We start from the raw sequence: 16,470 nt of genomic DNA, 5'->3' as shown, positions 1-16,470 counted from the left end.
TAAAGCGCCGGGGATGAACGCCGGGGGGCCGTCGAGTGCGGGGCGCCATCAGGGGGCGAGCAATGCCCCACATCTATAATCCCTATTTCCCACTTCCCGGATCTGCGTCCGGAACTGGCATGACCAAATTTGTCTTCGTCACCGGCGGTGTGGTGTCCTCCCTGGGCAAGGGAATCGCCTCCGCCTCGCTCGCCGCCCTCCTTGAATCGCGCGGCCTCAATGTCACCCTCATCAAGCTGGATCCGTACATCAACGTCGACCCCGGCACGATGTCGCCGTTCCAGCACGGCGAAGTGTTCGTCACCGACGACGGTGCCGAGACCGACCTCGACCTGGGCCACTACGAGCGCTTCATCACGACGCGCATGCGCCGTGCCAACAATTTCACCACCGGCCAGATCTACAAGTCCGTGCTCGAGAAAGAGCGCCGCGGCGACTACCTGGGCAAGACGGTGCAGGTGATTCCGCACATCACGAACGAGATCCAGGAATACGTCAAGCGCGGCGCCGGCATCGACACCGCGCACGAGGTCGATGTCGCGATCGTCGAGATCGGCGGCACCGTCGGCGACATCGAGTCGCTGCCCTTCCTCGAGGCCGTGCGCCAGATGAGCCTGCGCATGGGCCCCAACAATTCGGCCTTCGTGCACCTGAGCTACGTGCCGTGGATCGCCGCGGCCGGCGAACTCAAGACCAAGCCGACCCAGCACACCGCCAAGGAACTGCGCGCCATCGGCATCCAGGCCGACGCCCTGCTGTGCCGCGCCGACCGGCCGATTCCCGACGACGAGCGCGCCAAGATCTCGCTGTTCTCGAACGTGCCCGAATGGGGCGTGATCTCGATGTGGGACGTCGACACCATCTACAAGGTGCCGCGCATGCTGCACGAGCAGGGCCTGGACGGCCTGATCTGCGACAAGCTGCGCATCAATACGCCGCCGGCCAAGCTCCAGCGCTGGGACGACCTGGTCTACGAGGTCGAGCATCCGCAGAAGGACGTGTCGATCGCGATGGTCGGCAAGTACGTCGACCTGTCCGACAGCTACAAGTCGCTCAACGAGGCGCTGCGCCACGCCGGCATGAAGAACCACGCGCGCGTGAAGATCGACTACATCGACTCCGAGACCATCACGCCGCAGGACGTGGCGCGGCTCGGCAAGTACGATGGCGTCCTGGTGCCCGGCGGCTTCGGCCAGCGCGGCGTCGAGGGCAAGATCGCGGCGGCGCGCTTCGCCCGCGAGACCAAGGTGCCCTACCTGGGCATCTGCCTGGGCATGCAGGTCGCGACCATCGAGTACGCCCGCAACGTGGCCGGCCTCAAGAACGCCAACAGCACCGAGTTCGACCCCGAGACCCCCTGCCCCGTGATCGCGCTGATCACCGAGTGGAAGGACAACGACGGCACGGTCAAGACCCGCGACGAGAAGTCCGATCTCGGCGGCACCATGCGCCTGGGCGCCCAAAGCTCCGACGTGGCGCCCGGCACGCTGGCCCACAGCATCTACGGCGACGTCGTGACCGAGCGGCACCGCCATCGCTACGAAGCCAACGTCAACTACCTCGACGAACTTCGCCGCGCCGGCCTCGTCATTTCGGCACTGACGCAGCGCGAGCACCTGACCGAGATCGTCGAATTGCCGCAGAACGTGCACCCGTGGTTCATGGGCGTGCAATTCCACCCGGAATTCAAGTCCACGCCGTGGGGCGGTCATCCGTTGTTCAATGCGTTCGTCAAGGCGGCGCTCGAACATCAGGGCGCGGACAAGAAGGCTCTCAAGGTGGTGGCATGAAACTCTGCGGATTCGACATCGGGTTGGACCAGCCCTTCTTCTTGATCGCAGGACCCTGCGTCGTCGAGTCCGAGCAGTTGCAGATGGACACCGCCGGCACGCTCAAGGAGATCACCGCCTCGCTCGGCATCCCATTCATCTTCAAGAGCAGCTTCGACAAGGCCAACCGCTCGTCGGGCACCAGCTTCCGCGGCCCGGGCCGCGACAAGGGCCTGGAGATCCTGGCCAAGGTCAAGCGCGAACTCGGCCTGCCGGTGCTGACCGACGTCCACACGGAAGAAGACATCACCGCCGCGGCCCAGGTGGTCGACGTGCTGCAGACACCGGCCTTCCTGTGCCGCCAGACCGACTTCATCCGCGCCGTGGCGCAGTCGGGCAAGCCGGTCAACATCAAGAAGGGCCAGTTCCTCGCGCCGCACGACATGAAGAACGTGATCGACAAGGCGCGCGCGGCGGCCAAGGAAAAGGGCCTGCCCGAGGACAGCTTCATGGCCTGCGAGCGCGGCGCCAGCTTCGGCTACAACAACCTGGTCTCGGACATGCGTTCGCTCGCGATCATGCGCGAGACCGGCGCCCCGGTGGTGTTCGACGCCACGCATTCGGTGCAGCTGCCCGGCGGCCAGGGCACCAGCTCGGGCGGCCAGCGCGAGATGGTGCCGGTGCTGTCGCGCGCGGCGGTCGCGGTCGGCGTGGCGGGGCTGTTCATGGAAACCCATCCCGACCCCGCCAAGGCGCTGAGCGACGGGCCCAACGCCGTGCCGCTCAAGCACATGAAGGCGCTGCTCGAGACGCTGCTGGCGCTCGACCGCGTCACCAAGAAGAACGCATTTCTCGAGGACATTTTTCAGCAATGACCAGCGCCTACATCATCGCGAATGTCGAGGTGACGAACCCGACGCAATACGAGGATTACAAGAAGTGGTCCTCCGAAGCCATGAAGGTGCACGGCGCCGAGGTCTGCGTGCGCGGTGGCAAGGTCGAGGTGCTCGAGGGCGACTGGAATCCCCAGCGCATCGTGATCCTCAAGTTTCCGAGCGTCGAGGCGGCGAAGAAATTCAACGACTCGCCCGAATACGGCAAGGCGCGCGCGTCGCGTCAGGGCGCTGCGGTCATGCGCATGATCGTCGTCGAAGGTGTGTAACAAGCTGAACCCCAGGTTGGCTCGCTTCGTGTAGCCGCCCACCCCCTTTCAGGGGGCGATACCAGCAGCCCGGCAAAGCCGGTTCTGCGGTATCCCTGGAATGAGGCTGTGGCATGTTTTGATAGCTGATTGATTACCAGGTTTTTTTCGGAGCAAGAGAAAATGAGTGCAATCGTAGACATCGTCGGGCGCGAGATTCTCGACAGCCGCGGCAACCCCACCGTCGAATGCGACGTGCTGCTCGAATCGGGCACCATGGGCCGCGCGGCCGTGCCTTCGGGCGCATCGACCGGCTCGCGCGAAGCCATCGAGCTGCGCGACGGCGACAAGGGCCGCTACCTGGGCAAGGGCGTGCTCAAGGCGGTCGAGAACATCAACACCGAAATCTCCGAGTCCGTGCTGGGCCTGGACGCCAGCGAGCAGGCCTTCCTGGACCGCACGCTGCTCGACCTCGACGGCACCGAGAACAAGGCCCGGCTGGGCGCCAACGCGACCCTGGCCGTGTCGATGGCCGTGGCCCGCGCCGCGGCCGAAGAATCCGGCCTGCCGCTGTACCGCTACTTCGGCGGCATGGGCGGCATGCAGCTGCCGGTGCCGATGATGAACGTCATCAACGGCGGCGCCCACGCCAACAACAGCCTCGACCTGCAGGAGTTCATGATCATCCCCGTGGGCGCCAAGAGCTTCCGCGAATCGGTGCGCTATGGCGCCGAGGTGTTCCATGCGCTCAAGAAGATCCTGGGCGACCGCGGCATCAGCACGGCGGTCGGCGACGAAGGCGGCTTCGCACCCAGCGTCGAAAGCCATGAAGCGGCGATCCAGCTGATCCTCGAAGCCATCGACAAGGCCGGCTACGTCGCGGGCGAGCAGATCGCCCTGGGCCTCGACTGCGCCGCCAGCGAGTTCTACAAGGACGGCAAGTACGTGCTGGCCGGCGAGAACCTGAGCCTCACGGCCGAGAGCTGGACCGACATGCTGGCGAGCTGGGTCGACAAGTACCCGATCATCAGCATCGAGGACGGCATGCACGAAGGCGACTGGGACGGCTGGAAGCACCTCACCGAACGCCTGGGCAAGCGCGTGCAGCTGGTGGGCGACGACTTGTTCGTCACCAACACCAAGATCCTGCAGGAAGGCATCGACCGCGGCATCGCCAACTCGATCCTGATCAAGATCAACCAGATCGGCACCCTGACCGAAACCTTCGCCGCGATCGAGATGGCCAAGCGCGCGGGCTACACCGCCGTGATCAGCCATCGCTCGGGCGAGACCGAGGACTCGACCATCGCCGACATCGCGGTCGGCACCAACGCCGGCCAGATCAAGACCGGCTCGCTGTCGCGCTCGGACCGCATCGCCAAGTACAACCAGCTGCTGCGCATCGAGGAAGACCTCGGTGATGTCGCTTCCTACCCCGGCCGCGGCGCCTTCTACAACCTGAGATGACGTTCACCCCCAGGTTGGCCCACTTCGTGTGGCCGCCCACCCCCTCTCCGGGGGCAACACCCGCGGCCCGGCGAAGCCGGTCCCGCGGTGTTCCTGGCGAAGACCGGGCGTCGCCGACCTGAGAATTCCGTCTTAGTTGTTTATGCGCTCACGCATCGTCCCGATCATCCTGGTCCTGCTGCTGCTGATTCTTCAGTGGCAGCTCTGGACCGGGCGCGGCAGCGTGCGCGACGTGGCGCAGCTCCAGGACAAGCTGGCCGATCAGAAGGAATCCAACGCCAAGGCGGCGATCAACAATGAGCGGCTGTCCTCCGAGGTCAACGATCTCAAGGAAGGACTCGAAATGGTCGAGGAACGGGCCCGCCAGGAGCTCGGCATGGTCAAGCCCAACGAAGTGTTCGTCCAGATCACGCGCTGACGGGCGCCTCGGCATGATGCCCGCCCTTCCCGCCGGCTGCACGATCGCCTTGCTCGGCGCCGAACGCACCGGCAAGACGGAACTGGCGCGCGCGCTCGCGGCACGGCTGCAGGACCACGGCGTGACGGTGGCCGACGGCACGGCCCTCGGCGAGGCCGTTTCGCACGAACTTCTCACCGGGGACCGCTCGCTCTACGCAGGGGCGCTCGCGGCACAGCGCCGATACGCGTGCACCCTGCTCATGGGTCTCGACCTTTCGTTGCCGGCCGAGTTCGGACCCGAGTCTTGGCTACGGCGGGAGCGCACCGACGCCCTGCTGCGCGCGGCGCTCGCCGGCGCACAACTCCCCTTCGCCGTCATCCACGGCCGCGGCAGCGAGCGCCTGGCCAATGCCTGCAACGCGATCGGCGCCGGGGATGCCGGCAGCGGCCGAAGCGTCGCGCCCTGGAGCTGCGACAAGTGCTCCGACCCGGCGTGCGAACATCGGCTCTTCACCGATCTCCTCGGCCGGCGCCGCGAAGCCGGCACCGCTGCATGACCCACGCCTGCCTGCGCAACGCCTTCTGCACCTGCGTCCTCTGGCTCGGCGCCGGCGCGACCGCCGCGCCCGCCACCGTCACGGTCGAGAACAAGACCCGACCGACCGCCTGCGCCGAGGAAGACAACGTGTCGCTGGCATTGAGCGGCCGCGGCATCGCGCGCTTTCGCGTCGAAGCGCTGCAACCGCCCTACCTGGCCGGCATCGGAGCCGACACCACCGCGCCCGATTTCTCCAACTGCAACTTCGACGGCGGCGCCCATCCCACCGATCCGAGCTACGCCTTCAAGCCGCGTCGCGTGGTGCTCCATGACGGCAGGCAATGGATGATCGTCGGCATCACGCTGCCCACCTTCTGGCGCCCTCACCGGGTGCCGGTGCGCGTCGGCCAGCGGTCGGAGGACGACATCCACCTGCTGCAGGTCTTCGCCAAGAAGCCCGGCGCCAAGCCGTTGGAGGCGATCGTGATGTACCCGGCCGACGGCTACTGGCGCCTCAAGCCGCTGCCCAAGGCCCGCTTCGGCGACGGCGTCTACGGCTCGTCCTTCCTGATGGGGCCGGTCGAGACGGACGGGCGGCCGGTGGTGAACATCGCCTCGATCGAGGTCAGGACCCAGCCGCTCGCCTTCCGCCTGCGCTTCGTCGGCGGCGGGCGGGCGGACGTGAAGGTCGCGGAGATCAGCCGGACGCGCACCGCGCTCGAGGTGGCCCTCGCGCCGCCGACCCGCCGCGACCAGCCTTTCGCGGTGCTGCGCTCGATGTACGTGACGGCCGACAACGCCGACGTCAGCGCGCTGAGCTGGCAGGCCACGCCCTCCTCGGCCATGCAGACGCAGGACCTGCCCTCGGTCTCCACGCTCGAGGCGGCGCAGGTCCGCTTCGGCCGGACGGTGCCATCGCGCCACAACACGAGCGCGCCGGACATCCGGTTCAGCGGCTTCGAGACGACGGGTTCCGGGCCATAGGCGCCAGCCCTCGTTGCTCAGAGCTTGTAGCCGAACTGGCGCAGCATCTTCTTGCGTGCTTCGACGTCGGACTCGGTTTCGATGCCCTTGCTCTTGACGCCATCGACAACGCCGAGAATCCCACGCCCGCTTCCCGTGTCCGCCACGATGACCTCCACCGGATTGCCGGTCGCGCAGTAGATGGCGCACACCTCGGGCACCGCCTTGATGGCGTTCAGTATGTTGACCGGGAATCCATCGGTCATGAAGACGATGAAGCAATGGCCGCAACTCAGCGCCAGGGCGTTCTTCTGGGCCAGCGCGACGAGTTCCGCATCGTTCCCGGTCCGACGCACCAGGGCGGGCCCGCTGGCCTCGCAGAATGCAATGCCGAACTTCATCTGAGGCACGGTCTGCACGATCGCCTCGTGCAAGTCTTCGATCGTCTTGATGAAGTGCGACTGGCCGAGGATGACGTTGAGATCGGCCGGCTTGTCGATCGGGACGGTAGTCAGTTCCATGGCAGTCTCCTTGACGTTGCGACCCCTGCCGGGGGTCTGGCAAGCGCGGGTCAATCCGGACTGCGCGCCTGCTCTTCGATCTCGTCGCGCGCATCCCCCAGCGTGAGATACGCACGAACCAGCGCCACGCGAATGACGTCCTGGTGAGTGGGCGCATCGAAGCTCCGATCGCTGCTCAGCGAATTGGCGGATACGGCCGCGGCGACGAGCTGCACGGCTTGCGCAAAGCGTGCATCGTCGATTCGGGATCTTTCGTCCATGGCGTCCTCCGGTGGAAGGCCTCACGCACGTCGCAGGGCGCTGGGCGCCAGCGCGTACCCGGAAAGCCCGTTGGAGTGGGGTGTCACTGCAGCTTGATGTCGCCGTCGAACTTGACCTTGAGACCCAGTTGCGGGATCTCCAGGGTCATGGTGGCGGCAAGGGTCTCGGCGACGGCGCCGGCGGCGACGGCCTTCGCCACCGCCTGCTCGATGTCGCGTTGCGAGTTGACGCCGACCATCTTGAGAAACTTCCGAATGCTGAGGTTGAGTGTCTCGTCGTCCATCGGGGCCTCCTGATCTACGTCGCTCATGTTGTCATCGACTTGGCGCTTCGGCAAGGCTAGCCCAGCGGCGATACGCCCGTCAGCCACGCGTGGGCCCAGAACAGGAACCCGACGTACACCACCAGGCCCCCGGTGAGCGCTGCGATGTCATTCAGGGCACTGGGCGGGGCTCCCGGCACGCGGTGCGGCACGGCACGGCGCTTGACGGAAATCCGGTCGGCCACGGCCCAGACGAGGAAGGCGCCGAACAGCAGCACGTCGGCCAGCGTGCCATTGGCCAGGAGATGCGCCGCCGCCCAGAATTTCACGGCGAGCAGCATGGGGTGCCTGGCCGCTCGCTGCATGCGCCCGGGGAGGTAGGCCGCAAACAGCAGTGGAAACACCGGCAGCATCAGCAGCAGCGCGACATGCCGCAGCGCGGGTGGCGGCGTGTAGAGGACCACAGGGGACTGGCGGGCGACGCCGTAGCCATGGATGAGCACGATCAGCCCGACGAGCGAGAGCAGGGCATAGATGCCTTTCCAGAGCCGCTCGCCACGTCGTTCGACTTGCGCATCGCGCCAGGCCGGGGCGACGATCGACACCGAATGAATGCCGAGAAACAGGATGAGGCCAACGACAAGAAGAGACATGAGAGCTTCTCCGGGCGGCGCTGCTGGCCGCAGTGGTCGTCGAACGACGGGCGATGGAACCGGGCAGAACCGAGCGTGGCTGCCCTTCGCCCGCATTCTGTCTCACCGAAGCGCGGGTCGCCAGCCATCCGCCGACTGGCGTACGCACCTCTGGGTGGCGCCCCCTACTGAACCACCGCGCTCCCAGGCATCTGGTCGCCCGGTGCGGTGAAGATCTGGGCCGCATCGACCGCATCGAAGCGGTACTGTTTGCCGCAGAAGTCGCAGCCGACCTCGATGTCACCGCGCTCGGCGAGGATGCTCTCGGCCTCCTCCATGCCGAGCCCGCGGATCATGTTCGCGACCCGGCTGCGGCCGCAGGTGCAGGCGAAATGCGGCCCCAGCAAGCCGGCCTGCGGCTCGAAGCGCAGCAGCTTCTCTTCCCAGAACAGGCGCCGCAGGATGGTGTCGACGTCGAGCGTCAGCAATTCGTCCCTGGTCAGGCTCGAGGCCAGGATCGAGATGCGGTTGTAGTCCTCGTTGCGGCCGATCTGGTCTTCGTTGGCCTGGTCGTGGTCGCTGCCGGAGGTGCCCTCGAGGTTGGCCTCGCCCTTGACCGGCAGGCGCTGGATCAGCAGCCCCGCAGCCACCTTGTCGTCAGCCGCCAGCACCAGCGTGGTGTCGAGCTGCTCGCTTTGCAGCATGTAGTGCTGCAGCACCTCGCTCAGGCGCCCGAGCTTCTCGCCGCGGTCGCCGAACAGCGGCACCACGCCCTGATAGGGCTGCTGGCCCGGCAGCTTGTCCTTGGGGTCGAGCGTGATCGCGCAGCGGCCCTTGTTGCTCACGTTCACCATCTCGGGCAGGCGCGCGCCGACCGGCAGCTCGCCCACCACCTTGGCGGTGGCGCGCACGCTCAGGTCGGGCTTGGCTTCGGCGACCGCGACCTTGACCGGCCCATCACCGAAGATCTGCAGGATCAGCGCGCCATTGAACTTGATGTTGGCCTGCATCAGCGTGGCGGCGGCCGTCATCTCGCCCAGCAGTTCGGCCACCGGGGCCGGATAAGCGCCCGTGGCGCTGTTGGACGCGCGCCGCGCCAGGATCTCCTGCCAGGCATCGGTCAGGCGCACGATCATGCCGCGCACCGGCATGCCGTCGAACAGGAACTTGTGCAACTCGCTCAATGGGAACTCGCTCTCCCGCCCTTTCAGGCGATCTTCTTGAGGCCCTTCGCGAAGCGACGGCCGTTTTCAACATAGTGCTCGGCGCTTTGCCGCAGCCTGGCGGCGGCCGCATCGTCGAGCGTGCGCACCACCTTGGCGGGCGAGCCGATGATCAGCGAGTTGTCCGGAAATTCCTTGCCCTCGGTGACGACACTGCCGGCGCCAACGATCGAGTTGCGGCCGATCCTGGCGTTATTCAAGACCACCGCCTGGATGCCGATCAGCGAGTTGTCGCCGACGGTGCAGCCATGCAGCATCACCTGGTGGCCGACCGTGACGTTGTCGCCGATCGTGAGCGGACAGCCGATGTCGGCATGCAGCACCGACAGGTCCTGCACATTGCTGTTGCGCCCGATGGTGAGGGTCTCGGTGTCGCCGCGCAGCACGGCGCCGAACCAGATGCTCGCGTTCTCGCCCAGGACGACGTTGCCCATGACCTGCGCACTGTCGGCGACCCAGGCACCTTCGGCGAGTTGCGGCGCCACGCCGTCGAGTTCATAGAGGGCCATCGCGTGTGTCTCCAGAAGAACAAAAACTAGAATTGTAGGGATGCATCCCCGCCTTGGCGCCCTGGCCGCGCTGCGCCTCACCGACCCCGACCTCAAGGTGGCCGCGACCCGGGCCCTGGTCGCCGGCCTCGGGCCGGGGTCGATCGACAGCCTGCCGCTGCGCATCGCCGGCGACGATGCCGGCGTCCCGGGCCGCCCCGAACGCCCGCTGCGCGTGTCGGCGACCGCGGTCGAGAAGCGCTCGCCCTTCACGCCCGAAGGCCGCGCCGCGCTGATCCATTCGATCTGCCACATCGAATTCAACGCGATCAACCTGGCGCTCGATGCCGCCTGGCGCTACGACGGCATGCCCGAGGCCTACTACCGCGACTGGCTGCGCGTGGCCGACGAGGAGGCGCAGCATTTCACGCTGCTGCACACGCATCTGCGCACCATGGGCCATGCCTACGGCGACTTCAGCGGCCATGACGGCCTCTGGTCCATGTGCGAGAAGACCCGGGGCGACGTGCTCGCCCGCATGGCGCTGGTGCCGCGCACGCTGGAAGCACGCGGCCTGGACGCGACGCCGCTGATCCAGGCCAAGCTGCGCCGGGTCGGCACCCCCGATGCGCTGGCGGCCTGCGCCATCCTCGACATCATCCTGCGCGACGAGGTCGGCCATGTGGCGATCGGCAACCACTGGTACCGCTGGCTGTGCGAGCGCGACGGGTTCGAGCCGATCGCCCACTACCGCGTGCTGTACCGGCGGCACGAGGCGCCGCGGCTGCGGGCGCCGTTCAACCTGGAGGCCCGCGCACGGGCCGGCTTCACCGACGAGGAACTGCTGGGCCTGCAGCAGGGCTGAGCGCGGCTACGAAGGCCGCTTCGACACCACCAGCTTCGGCGAGAAGCGCTGCAGCACGTCGCCGTGCTGGTTCAGTGTCTCGCAGCGCATCTGCACCATGCCGCGTTCGGGTCGCGAACGCGAGGGAACCACCTCGACCACCTCGCTCTCGACGTGCAGCACGTCGCCCGGCCGGGTCGGCTTGGGCCAGCTGAGTTCGCCACCCGAGCCGATGATGCCGTCGGCCAGCGGGATGCCGCTCTCGACCAGCAGCTTCATCGTGATCGCCGCCGTGTGCCAGCCGCTGGCCGCGAGGCCCTGGAAGAAGGTGCGCTGCGCCGCCTCCGGGTCGAGATGGAAGGGCTGAGGATCGAAGCGGGTCGCGAAGTCGATGATCTGCGCGGCATCGAGCGCATGCTCGCCGCTCGTGAAGCGATCGCCGGGCGCAAGGTCTTCGAGGTACAGCCTGGGTGTCGAGGCGCTGGATTCGGGCATGGGGACTTCCACTGTCGTTGGGTGGGTCATTGTCAGACGCGCTCGAGGATCGTTGCAATGCCCTGCCCGCCACCGATGCATTGCGTGGCCAGCGCGTAGCGGCCGTTCTCACGCACCAGCAGCGACGCCGCCTTGCCGGTGATGCGCGCGCCGGTGGCGCCCAGCGGGTGGCCGATCGCGAGGCCGCCGCCGTCGAGGTTGACCTTGTCCGGATCGAGCCCCAGTTCGCGGATGCAGGCCAGCGCCTGCGACGAGAAGGCCTCGTTGATCTCGACCACGTCGAGGTCGGCCACCGTGAGGCCGGCACGCGCCAGCGCCTTGCGCGTGGCCGGGATCGGCCCGATGCCCATCACGGCCGGATCGACACCCACCGAGGCGAAGGACTTGATCCGTGCCAGTGCCTGCAGGCCGTGCCGTGCGGCAAAGGTGTCGCTCGTGACCAGCACCACGGCGGCACCGTCCGTCAGCGGCGAGGAGGTGCCCGCGGTCACGACGCCGTCGGGCCGGAACGCCGGACGCAGCGCGGCCAGCGCTTCGGCCGAGGTCGCCGGGCGGATGCAGCCATCGGCCCCGACGCTGTCGCCGCCGGTCAGCGCGATGGCGACGATCTCGTCGGCCAGCCGACCCTGCTCGCGCGCTTCGGCGGCCTTGCGGTGCGACTGCACCGCCAGCGCCTCCTGGTCGGTCCGACTGACATTCCAGCGTTCGGCGACGTTCTCGGCGGTCTCGCCCATCGAGATGTAGGCGTCGGTGTCGGCCAGCAATTCGGGGTTGGGCGAAAAGTTGAAGCCGCCCTGCGGCACCATCGTCATCGACTCCACGCCGACGCAGAGGAAGGCCTCGCCCATGCCGGCTTCGATCTGCGCGGCCGCGATGTGGATCGCCTGCATCGACGAGCCGCAGAAGCGGTTGACCGTCATGCCGCCGACCTCGTGCGGCAGCCCGGCCAGCAGGCCGACGATGCGCGCCAGGTTGTTGCCCTGGGCCGCCTCGGGGTAGGCGCAGCCGAGGATCACGTCCTCGATCAGCGCAGGATCGAGATCGATGCGCCGCAGCAGGCCGCCGACCACCTGCGCGGCCAGCGTGTCGGGCCGGATACCGGCCAGTGCGCCCTTCTTCGCGAAATGGAACGGGGAACGAACATAGCCCGCGATGACGGCTTTCATGGTTTTACTCCAGTTAACTACCAACCAATCGGTAGTTTTTCTTGCCAAAACAAGGCACGCCGAAGCGTGCCGGGGAAACGCTTATCGCTCAGCGCGCAAGCGAATGCTTCAATTGGTCGATGGCCTCGTCGAAATCCTCGACCTGCCCGGTCATGCGCGCCGACAGCAGGGCGCCCTGGCAGGCCGCGAACACATAGCTGGCCGAAGCGCCGACCTTGCCGCCCGGCGACAAGGCCCCCAGCACGCCGGTCAGCCAGAGGATCTGCGCGTTGCGCAAATCGCGCACGGCCCGCCTGAGTTCCTCGTCGATGCAGTCCCAGCCCGGCGCCAATGCACCCGCAGGGCAGACGCCCTCGCCCGCGTGCAGGCCGTTGCGGTACATCCGGAAGTAGGCATCGAGCGAGGCTTGCGGCGTGCTGCGCGGCTTGGCGGTCCAGTCCTTGAACGCCTGGGCCGCCGCGCGCAGCACCTCGACGCCGAGCGTCTCCTTGGTCGCGAAGTGGTGGTACAGGCTCGCCTTGCGGATGCCGACCCGGTCCGCCACGTCCTGGAAACTGAAGCCGAGGTAGGAGCGGGTCTGGATCAGCTCCCGCGCCACGCCCAGGATCTGCTCGCGCGTGGTGGCGCCAGCCAAGGTGTTTGCAGCAATCATCTACCTACTATAAGGTAGGCAATCCGGATGGTCAAGCCACGCGGGCCTGTTCAGTCAGCCCGTATGCCCGCGGCTTTCACGATCCGGGCGTTGTTCTCGTATTCCGTCGCGATCTCGTTGGCGAAGGCTTCTGCGCGGCCGCCGGTGGGGACGTTGTCGGTCGCCAGCAGCTTGGCGCGCAGATCGGGGCTGGCCAGCGCCTTGTTGATCTCCACGTTGTACTTCTCGATCAGGATGGCCGGCGTGCCCGCGGGCGCAAAGACACCGAACTGCGAGGACAGGTTGGCCGCGGGGTAACCCAGTTCGGCCAGGGTGGCGACCTTCGGCAGGTTCTCCAGCCGCGCCGGCGCGCCGACCGCGAGCGGCCGCAGCTTGCCGGCCTGGATCTGCGCCGAGACGGCCGGCCCCGCGTTGGTCGACAGGATCTCGAACTGGCCGCCGATCGCATCGCTGAGCTGCTGGCCGCCGCCCTTGTACGGAATGTGCGTGATGTCGACCTTGGCCGCCGCGCGCAGTTGCTCCAGCACGATGTGGCCGAGCGAGGCCTGGCCGGATGTGGCCCAGCGCACCGCGCCGGGGCGCGCCCGGGCGTCTTCGAGCAGGCTGCGCAGGTCGCGCATGCCGGTCGCCGGTGTCGCCATCAGCAGCACCGGCGAGTACATGACGCTCGCCACCGGCGCGATGTCCTTGATTGGATCGAAGGGCGAGCGGCCCAGGTGCGGGTTCAGCACCAGCGGACTGATGGCCGAGAAGCCCAGGGTGGCGCCGTCGGGCGCCGCCTTGGCGACCGCATCCATGCCGATCGTGCCGCTGGCGCCGGCCTTGTTCTCGACCACCAGCGTGCTGCCGAGCTGCGCGGCCAGCTTGTCGGCCAGCGCCCGCGCGACCACGTCGCTGACGCCGCCCGAGGGATAGGCGACCACCAGCCGGATGGTCTTGGGCACCGCCTGCGCCGATGCCGCAGCACTGAAGAAAACCAGGCCGAGCGCGGCGGCCAGGGCACGGGGACGGACGGTCAAGGGCATCGATGCGACTCCTGCGATGAATGGTCAATGCCGGCATTCTGCCGGCTGGGAGGGCTCGCCCCCAGGTTGCCCGGCACTTCGTGTCCGGGCGCCCACCCCCTACCGGGGGCAACACCAGCGGCCCGGCAAAGCCGGTTCCGCGGTAGGACTGTTGCTCGCCCCCAGGTTGCCCCGCACTTCGTGTCGGGGCGCCCACCCCCTACCGGGGGCAACACCAGCGGCCCGGCGAAGCCGGTTCCGCGGTGTTTCACCAACGGGCCTGGCTTCGCCGGCCAAAGCAATCGGCGCTGGGGTTTTTCTACGGCTGCGCGTAGCGCGCCTGTTGGTGGGCAGACGCGGAACCGGCTTCGCCGGGCCGCTGGCTGCGCCCCCGGTAGGGGGTGGGCGGGCTACACGCAGTGAGCCCAACCTGGGGGCGAGCTGATGCTCCGCGCAGCGCGCCTGTTCGTGGGCAGTCGCGGAACCGGCTTCGCCGGGCCGCTGGCTGCGCCCCCGGCAGGGGGTGGGCGGGCTACACGCAGTGAGCCCAACCTGGGGGCGAGCCACCCTACCCCCGGGGATGATGCTTCGCGTGCATCTGCTTGAGCCGCTCGCGCGCCACGTGCGTGTAGATCGTGGTGGTCGAGATGTCGGCATGGCCCAGCAGCAGCTGCACCGCACGCAGGTCGGCGCCATGGTTGAGCAGGTGGGTGGCGAAGGCATGGCGCAGCGTGTGGGGCGACAGCGGCACGTGGATGCCGGCGGCCAGCGCGTTCTTCTTGACGATGATCCAGAACATCACGCGCGTCATGCCCGCCCCGCGCGCGGTGACGAACAGGTCCGGCGTCTGCTGGCCATCGAGGATCAAGGGCCGCGCATCGTGCAAATAACGCTCGATCCAGCGCCGTGCCTCGCCGCCGAAGGGAACCAGCCGCTCCTTGCTGCCCTTGCCCAGCACGCGGATGACGCCGTCGTTGAGGCTCAGCTCGAACACCTTGAGCGCGACCAGCTCGCTGACCCGCAGCCCGCTGGCATACATCAGCTCGAGCATGGCGCGATCGCGCAGCCCCAGCGGCGTGTCGACGTCAGGCGCGGCCAGCAGGTCGTCGACCTGCTTCTCCGACAAGGTCTTGATCGCGCGCGGCATCTGCCGGGCCGGCGCCAGCCGCAGGCTCGGGTCGGCGGCGATTCGGTGCTCGCGCAGGGCCCAGCGGTAATAGCGCTTGAACACGGTGAGCCGGCGATTGGCCGAGGTCGCCTTGCCCTTGTCGGACAGGCGCGCGCCCATGTAGGCCTGCAGGTCGCTTTCCAGCGCGGCGTCGAGCGGCTTGCCGCGCTGCACGCGCAGCCACTGGGCGAACAGCGCGAGATCGCGGCGGTAGGCCGCGAGTGTGTTCTTCGACAGGCCGTCCTCGAGCCACAGCGCATCGACGAAGTCGTCGATCTCGGGGGTATCGGAAAGCGTATCGGCGGCAGTTGTCATCCGCCGCAAGATAACAAAAAGGCCGCAAAAAGGCCGGCGCAGCCAGGCCCGTTGGTGAAACACCGCGGATCTGGCTTTGCCAGTCCGCTGGTGTTGCCCCCGGCAGGGGGTGGGCGCCCGGACACGAAGTGCCGGGCAACCTGGGGGCGAGCCACTCAGTCGAGCGAGAGCTTTTGCTTCGCGACCACCTGCTTGTAGACCTCGTACTCGGCCTTGATCTGGGCCGCGAACTGCTCGGGCGTGTTGGCCACGATCAGCGAGCCGGTGTCCTCGATGCGCTTGCGCACCGCCGGGTCTTCGACCGACTTCTTGACGCCGGCGTTGACCTTGTCGACCACTTCCTTCGGCAGGCCCTTGGGCCCCAGGATGCCGTAGTAAGCCATGCGGTTGACCGGCTCCAGGCCGACTTCCTTGAAGGTCGGCACATTCGGCAGCGCGGCCAGGCGCTGCGGCGCGGACACCACGATCGGCACCAGCTTGCCGGTCTGGATGAAGGGCAGCGCCGACGGGATGTTGTCGAAAATGATCGCCACCTGCCCGGCCACCACGTCGTTGAGCGCCGGTCCGGCGCCGCGGTACGGAATGTGGGTCACGAAGGTGTTGGTCAGGTTCTTGTACAGCTCCATCAACAGATGGCCGATACCGCCCGTGCCCGACGAGGCATACGAATACTTGCCTGGGTTCTTCTTGAGTTCGGCCACGAACTCGGCATAGTTCTTGGCCGGAAAGCTCGGGTGCACCGCGATGATGTTCGGCGTCGCCGCGATGTTCACGATCGGCGTGAAGTCGTTGATCGGGTCGTACGGCACCTTCGGGTTGATGGCCGGATTGGCGGCCGTGCTCGACACCGTCGCGACGCCGAGCTTGTAGCCGTCGGGCGCGGCGCGCGCGGTTTCGGCGGCCCCCACGATGCCGCCGCCGCCGGCCTTGTTGATCACGATCACGTTCTGTCCGAGCGCCTTGCCCAGCGGCTCCGAAATGACGCGCGCCACGATGTCCGTGGTGCCACCGGGTGCGAAAGGCACCTGGAGTTCGATCGGCTTGTTCGGGTAGCCCTGCGCCCAGCTCGAACCAGCGACCGCGAACAGCGCGGCCGCACCGACGACTGCACTCCATTGACGACGTTGCATTGATAGCCTCCTAGGGCCAAGAAACGAAAGTG

The 16,470-nt window shown here is 67.5% G+C and carries 20 protein-coding genes; 8 read left to right on the top strand and 12 right to left on the bottom strand.

Annotated elements, in window-relative coordinates; translation table 11 throughout:
* Positions 1–119: 119 nt before the first annotated feature.
* The 7 genes from AC1DYK_RS07415 (at position 120) to AC1DYK_RS07385 (ending at position 6,298) form a co-directional block, all read left to right on the top strand.
* Positions 120–1,790 carry a CTP synthase gene (locus AC1DYK_RS07415; RefSeq protein WP_478165665.1) on the top strand — a complete coding sequence of 557 codons (1,671 nt, stop codon included), beginning with the start codon at positions 120–122 and terminating at the stop codon, positions 1,788–1,790.
* Entirely contained in the window at positions 1,787–2,644 is an 858-nt protein-coding gene (gene kdsA, locus AC1DYK_RS07410; protein WP_478088546.1) for a 3-deoxy-8-phosphooctulonate synthase, read from the top strand. The genes AC1DYK_RS07415 and kdsA overlap by 4 nt, the downstream gene beginning before the upstream one ends.
* Entirely contained in the window at positions 2,641–2,931 is a 291-nt protein-coding gene (locus AC1DYK_RS07405) for a DUF1330 domain-containing protein (protein ID WP_478165664.1), read from the top strand. Before kdsA ends, AC1DYK_RS07405 begins: the two co-directional genes overlap by 4 nt.
* Positions 2,932–3,093: 162 nt before the next feature.
* A complete protein-coding gene (gene eno / locus AC1DYK_RS07400; protein WP_478165663.1) occupies positions 3,094–4,377 on the top strand; it encodes a phosphopyruvate hydratase in 1,284 nt (427 codons plus the stop codon).
* A gap of 142 nt (positions 4,378–4,519) precedes the next feature.
* Positions 4,520–4,795, top strand: coding sequence for a cell division protein FtsB (ftsB, locus tag AC1DYK_RS07395; RefSeq protein WP_478092984.1), 276 nt, complete (start codon positions 4,520–4,522; stop codon positions 4,793–4,795).
* Between the two features lie 16 nt (positions 4,796–4,811).
* The gene (locus AC1DYK_RS07390; RefSeq protein WP_478165662.1) at positions 4,812–5,333 is read left to right on the top strand and encodes an ATPase; all 522 of its coding nucleotides are present in this window, start codon (positions 4,812–4,814) and stop codon (positions 5,331–5,333) included.
* Entirely contained in the window at positions 5,330–6,298 is a 969-nt protein-coding gene (locus AC1DYK_RS07385) for a hypothetical protein (protein ID WP_478165661.1), read from the top strand. The genes AC1DYK_RS07390 and AC1DYK_RS07385 overlap by 4 nt, the downstream gene beginning before the upstream one ends.
* A 17-nt stretch (positions 6,299–6,315) precedes the next feature.
* On the opposite strand, the gene AC1DYK_RS07380 is transcribed toward AC1DYK_RS07385, so the two are convergent.
* The 6 genes from AC1DYK_RS07380 to AC1DYK_RS07355 form a co-directional block, all read right to left on the bottom strand.
* Positions 6,316–6,798 (bottom strand): adenosine-specific kinase, encoded by a 483-nt coding sequence (locus tag AC1DYK_RS07380; protein WP_478165660.1) that lies wholly within the window; start codon positions 6,796–6,798, stop codon positions 6,316–6,318.
* Between the two features lie 50 nt (positions 6,799–6,848).
* The gene (locus AC1DYK_RS07375) at positions 6,849–7,058 is read right to left on the bottom strand and encodes a hypothetical protein (RefSeq protein WP_478165659.1); all 210 of its coding nucleotides are present in this window, start codon (positions 7,056–7,058) and stop codon (positions 6,849–6,851) included.
* An 83-nt stretch (positions 7,059–7,141) separates the two neighbouring features.
* A complete protein-coding gene (locus AC1DYK_RS07370) occupies positions 7,142–7,342 on the bottom strand; it encodes a DUF6494 family protein (protein ID WP_478093002.1) in 201 nt (66 codons plus the stop codon).
* 56 nt (positions 7,343–7,398) lie between these two features.
* Positions 7,399–7,974: an NnrU family protein gene (locus AC1DYK_RS07365; protein ID WP_478165658.1), complete on the bottom strand. Its 576-nt coding sequence runs from the start codon at positions 7,972–7,974 to the stop codon at positions 7,399–7,401.
* 164 nt (positions 7,975–8,138) lie between these two features.
* Positions 8,139–9,137, bottom strand: coding sequence for an Hsp33 family molecular chaperone HslO (gene hslO, locus AC1DYK_RS07360; protein ID WP_478165657.1), 999 nt, complete (start codon positions 9,135–9,137; stop codon positions 8,139–8,141).
* A gap of 23 nt (positions 9,138–9,160) precedes the next feature.
* A complete protein-coding gene (locus AC1DYK_RS07355) occupies positions 9,161–9,685 on the bottom strand; it encodes a gamma carbonic anhydrase family protein (RefSeq protein WP_478165656.1) in 525 nt (174 codons plus the stop codon).
* Between the two features lie 40 nt (positions 9,686–9,725).
* Here AC1DYK_RS07355 and AC1DYK_RS07350 point away from each other — a divergent pair, with 40 nt between their 5' ends.
* The gene (locus AC1DYK_RS07350; RefSeq protein WP_478165655.1) at positions 9,726–10,529 is read left to right on the top strand and encodes a ferritin-like domain-containing protein; all 804 of its coding nucleotides are present in this window, start codon (positions 9,726–9,728) and stop codon (positions 10,527–10,529) included.
* Between the two features lie 6 nt (positions 10,530–10,535).
* Here the strand turns inward: AC1DYK_RS07350 and AC1DYK_RS07345 are convergent, their stop codons facing one another.
* The 6 genes from AC1DYK_RS07345 to AC1DYK_RS07320 form a co-directional block, all read right to left on the bottom strand.
* The gene (locus AC1DYK_RS07345; protein WP_478089007.1) at positions 10,536–11,003 is read right to left on the bottom strand and encodes a MaoC family dehydratase; all 468 of its coding nucleotides are present in this window, start codon (positions 11,001–11,003) and stop codon (positions 10,536–10,538) included.
* A 32-nt stretch (positions 11,004–11,035) separates the two neighbouring features.
* Entirely contained in the window at positions 11,036–12,169 is a 1,134-nt protein-coding gene (locus AC1DYK_RS07340; RefSeq protein ID WP_478165654.1) for a thiolase family protein, read from the bottom strand.
* Between the two features lie 88 nt (positions 12,170–12,257).
* Positions 12,258–12,821, bottom strand: a complete 564-nt coding sequence (locus tag AC1DYK_RS07335) for a TetR/AcrR family transcriptional regulator (protein ID WP_478165653.1) — start codon at positions 12,819–12,821, stop codon at positions 12,258–12,260.
* A 50-nt stretch (positions 12,822–12,871) separates the two neighbouring features.
* Positions 12,872–13,846, bottom strand: a complete 975-nt coding sequence (locus AC1DYK_RS07330) for a Bug family tripartite tricarboxylate transporter substrate binding protein (protein WP_478165652.1) — start codon at positions 13,844–13,846, stop codon at positions 12,872–12,874.
* A 547-nt stretch (positions 13,847–14,393) separates the two neighbouring features.
* Positions 14,394–15,308, bottom strand: a complete 915-nt coding sequence (gene xerD / locus AC1DYK_RS07325; protein WP_478165651.1) for a site-specific tyrosine recombinase XerD — start codon at positions 15,306–15,308, stop codon at positions 14,394–14,396.
* Between the two features lie 155 nt (positions 15,309–15,463).
* Complete coding sequence (locus tag AC1DYK_RS07320; RefSeq protein ID WP_478165650.1) at positions 15,464–16,438, bottom strand: tripartite tricarboxylate transporter substrate binding protein BugE; 975 nt, start codon at positions 16,436–16,438, stop codon at positions 15,464–15,466.
* Positions 16,439–16,470: the final 32 nt, after the last annotated feature.

The organism is Variovorax sp. P2_H12 (genome assembly GCF_056403395.1).
This window is presented reverse-complemented; position numbering and strand designations above follow the sequence as displayed.

Excerpts from the sequence above, each read along its gene's own strand:
- AC1DYK_RS07335 (WP_478165653.1), bottom strand. The coding sequence starts at position 12,821 with ATGATTGCTGCAAACACCTTGGCTGGCGCCACCACGCGCGAGCAGATC.
- eno (WP_478165663.1), top strand. The coding sequence starts at position 3,094 with ATGAGTGCAATCGTAGACATCGTCGGGCGCGAGATTCTCGACAGCCGC.
- AC1DYK_RS07345 (WP_478089007.1), bottom strand. The coding sequence starts at position 11,003 with ATGCCCGAATCCAGCGCCTCGACACCCAGGCTGTACCTCGAAGACCTT.
- AC1DYK_RS07355 (WP_478165656.1), bottom strand. The coding sequence starts at position 9,685 with ATGGCCCTCTATGAACTCGACGGCGTGGCGCCGCAACTCGCCGAAGGT.
- AC1DYK_RS07385 (WP_478165661.1), top strand. The coding sequence starts at position 5,330 with ATGACCCACGCCTGCCTGCGCAACGCCTTCTGCACCTGCGTCCTCTGG.
- AC1DYK_RS07340 (WP_478165654.1), bottom strand. The coding sequence starts at position 12,169 with ATGAAAGCCGTCATCGCGGGCTATGTTCGTTCCCCGTTCCATTTCGCG.
- AC1DYK_RS07320 (WP_478165650.1), bottom strand. The coding sequence starts at position 16,438 with ATGCAACGTCGTCAATGGAGTGCAGTCGTCGGTGCGGCCGCGCTGTTC.
- AC1DYK_RS07375 (WP_478165659.1), bottom strand. The coding sequence starts at position 7,058 with ATGGACGAAAGATCCCGAATCGACGATGCACGCTTTGCGCAAGCCGTG.
- xerD (WP_478165651.1), bottom strand. The coding sequence starts at position 15,308 with ATGACAACTGCCGCCGATACGCTTTCCGATACCCCCGAGATCGACGAC.
- AC1DYK_RS07350 (WP_478165655.1), top strand. The coding sequence starts at position 9,726 with ATGCATCCCCGCCTTGGCGCCCTGGCCGCGCTGCGCCTCACCGACCCC.
- AC1DYK_RS07405 (WP_478165664.1), top strand. The coding sequence starts at position 2,641 with ATGACCAGCGCCTACATCATCGCGAATGTCGAGGTGACGAACCCGACG.
- AC1DYK_RS07415 (WP_478165665.1), top strand. The coding sequence starts at position 120 with ATGACCAAATTTGTCTTCGTCACCGGCGGTGTGGTGTCCTCCCTGGGC.
- AC1DYK_RS07380 (WP_478165660.1), bottom strand. The coding sequence starts at position 6,798 with ATGGAACTGACTACCGTCCCGATCGACAAGCCGGCCGATCTCAACGTC.
- AC1DYK_RS07365 (WP_478165658.1), bottom strand. The coding sequence starts at position 7,974 with ATGTCTCTTCTTGTCGTTGGCCTCATCCTGTTTCTCGGCATTCATTCG.
- AC1DYK_RS07330 (WP_478165652.1), bottom strand. The coding sequence starts at position 13,846 with ATGCCCTTGACCGTCCGTCCCCGTGCCCTGGCCGCCGCGCTCGGCCTG.
- AC1DYK_RS07390 (WP_478165662.1), top strand. The coding sequence starts at position 4,812 with ATGCCCGCCCTTCCCGCCGGCTGCACGATCGCCTTGCTCGGCGCCGAA.
- ftsB (WP_478092984.1), top strand. The coding sequence starts at position 4,520 with ATGCGCTCACGCATCGTCCCGATCATCCTGGTCCTGCTGCTGCTGATT.
- AC1DYK_RS07370 (WP_478093002.1), bottom strand. The coding sequence starts at position 7,342 with ATGGACGACGAGACACTCAACCTCAGCATTCGGAAGTTTCTCAAGATG.
- kdsA (WP_478088546.1), top strand. The coding sequence starts at position 1,787 with ATGAAACTCTGCGGATTCGACATCGGGTTGGACCAGCCCTTCTTCTTG.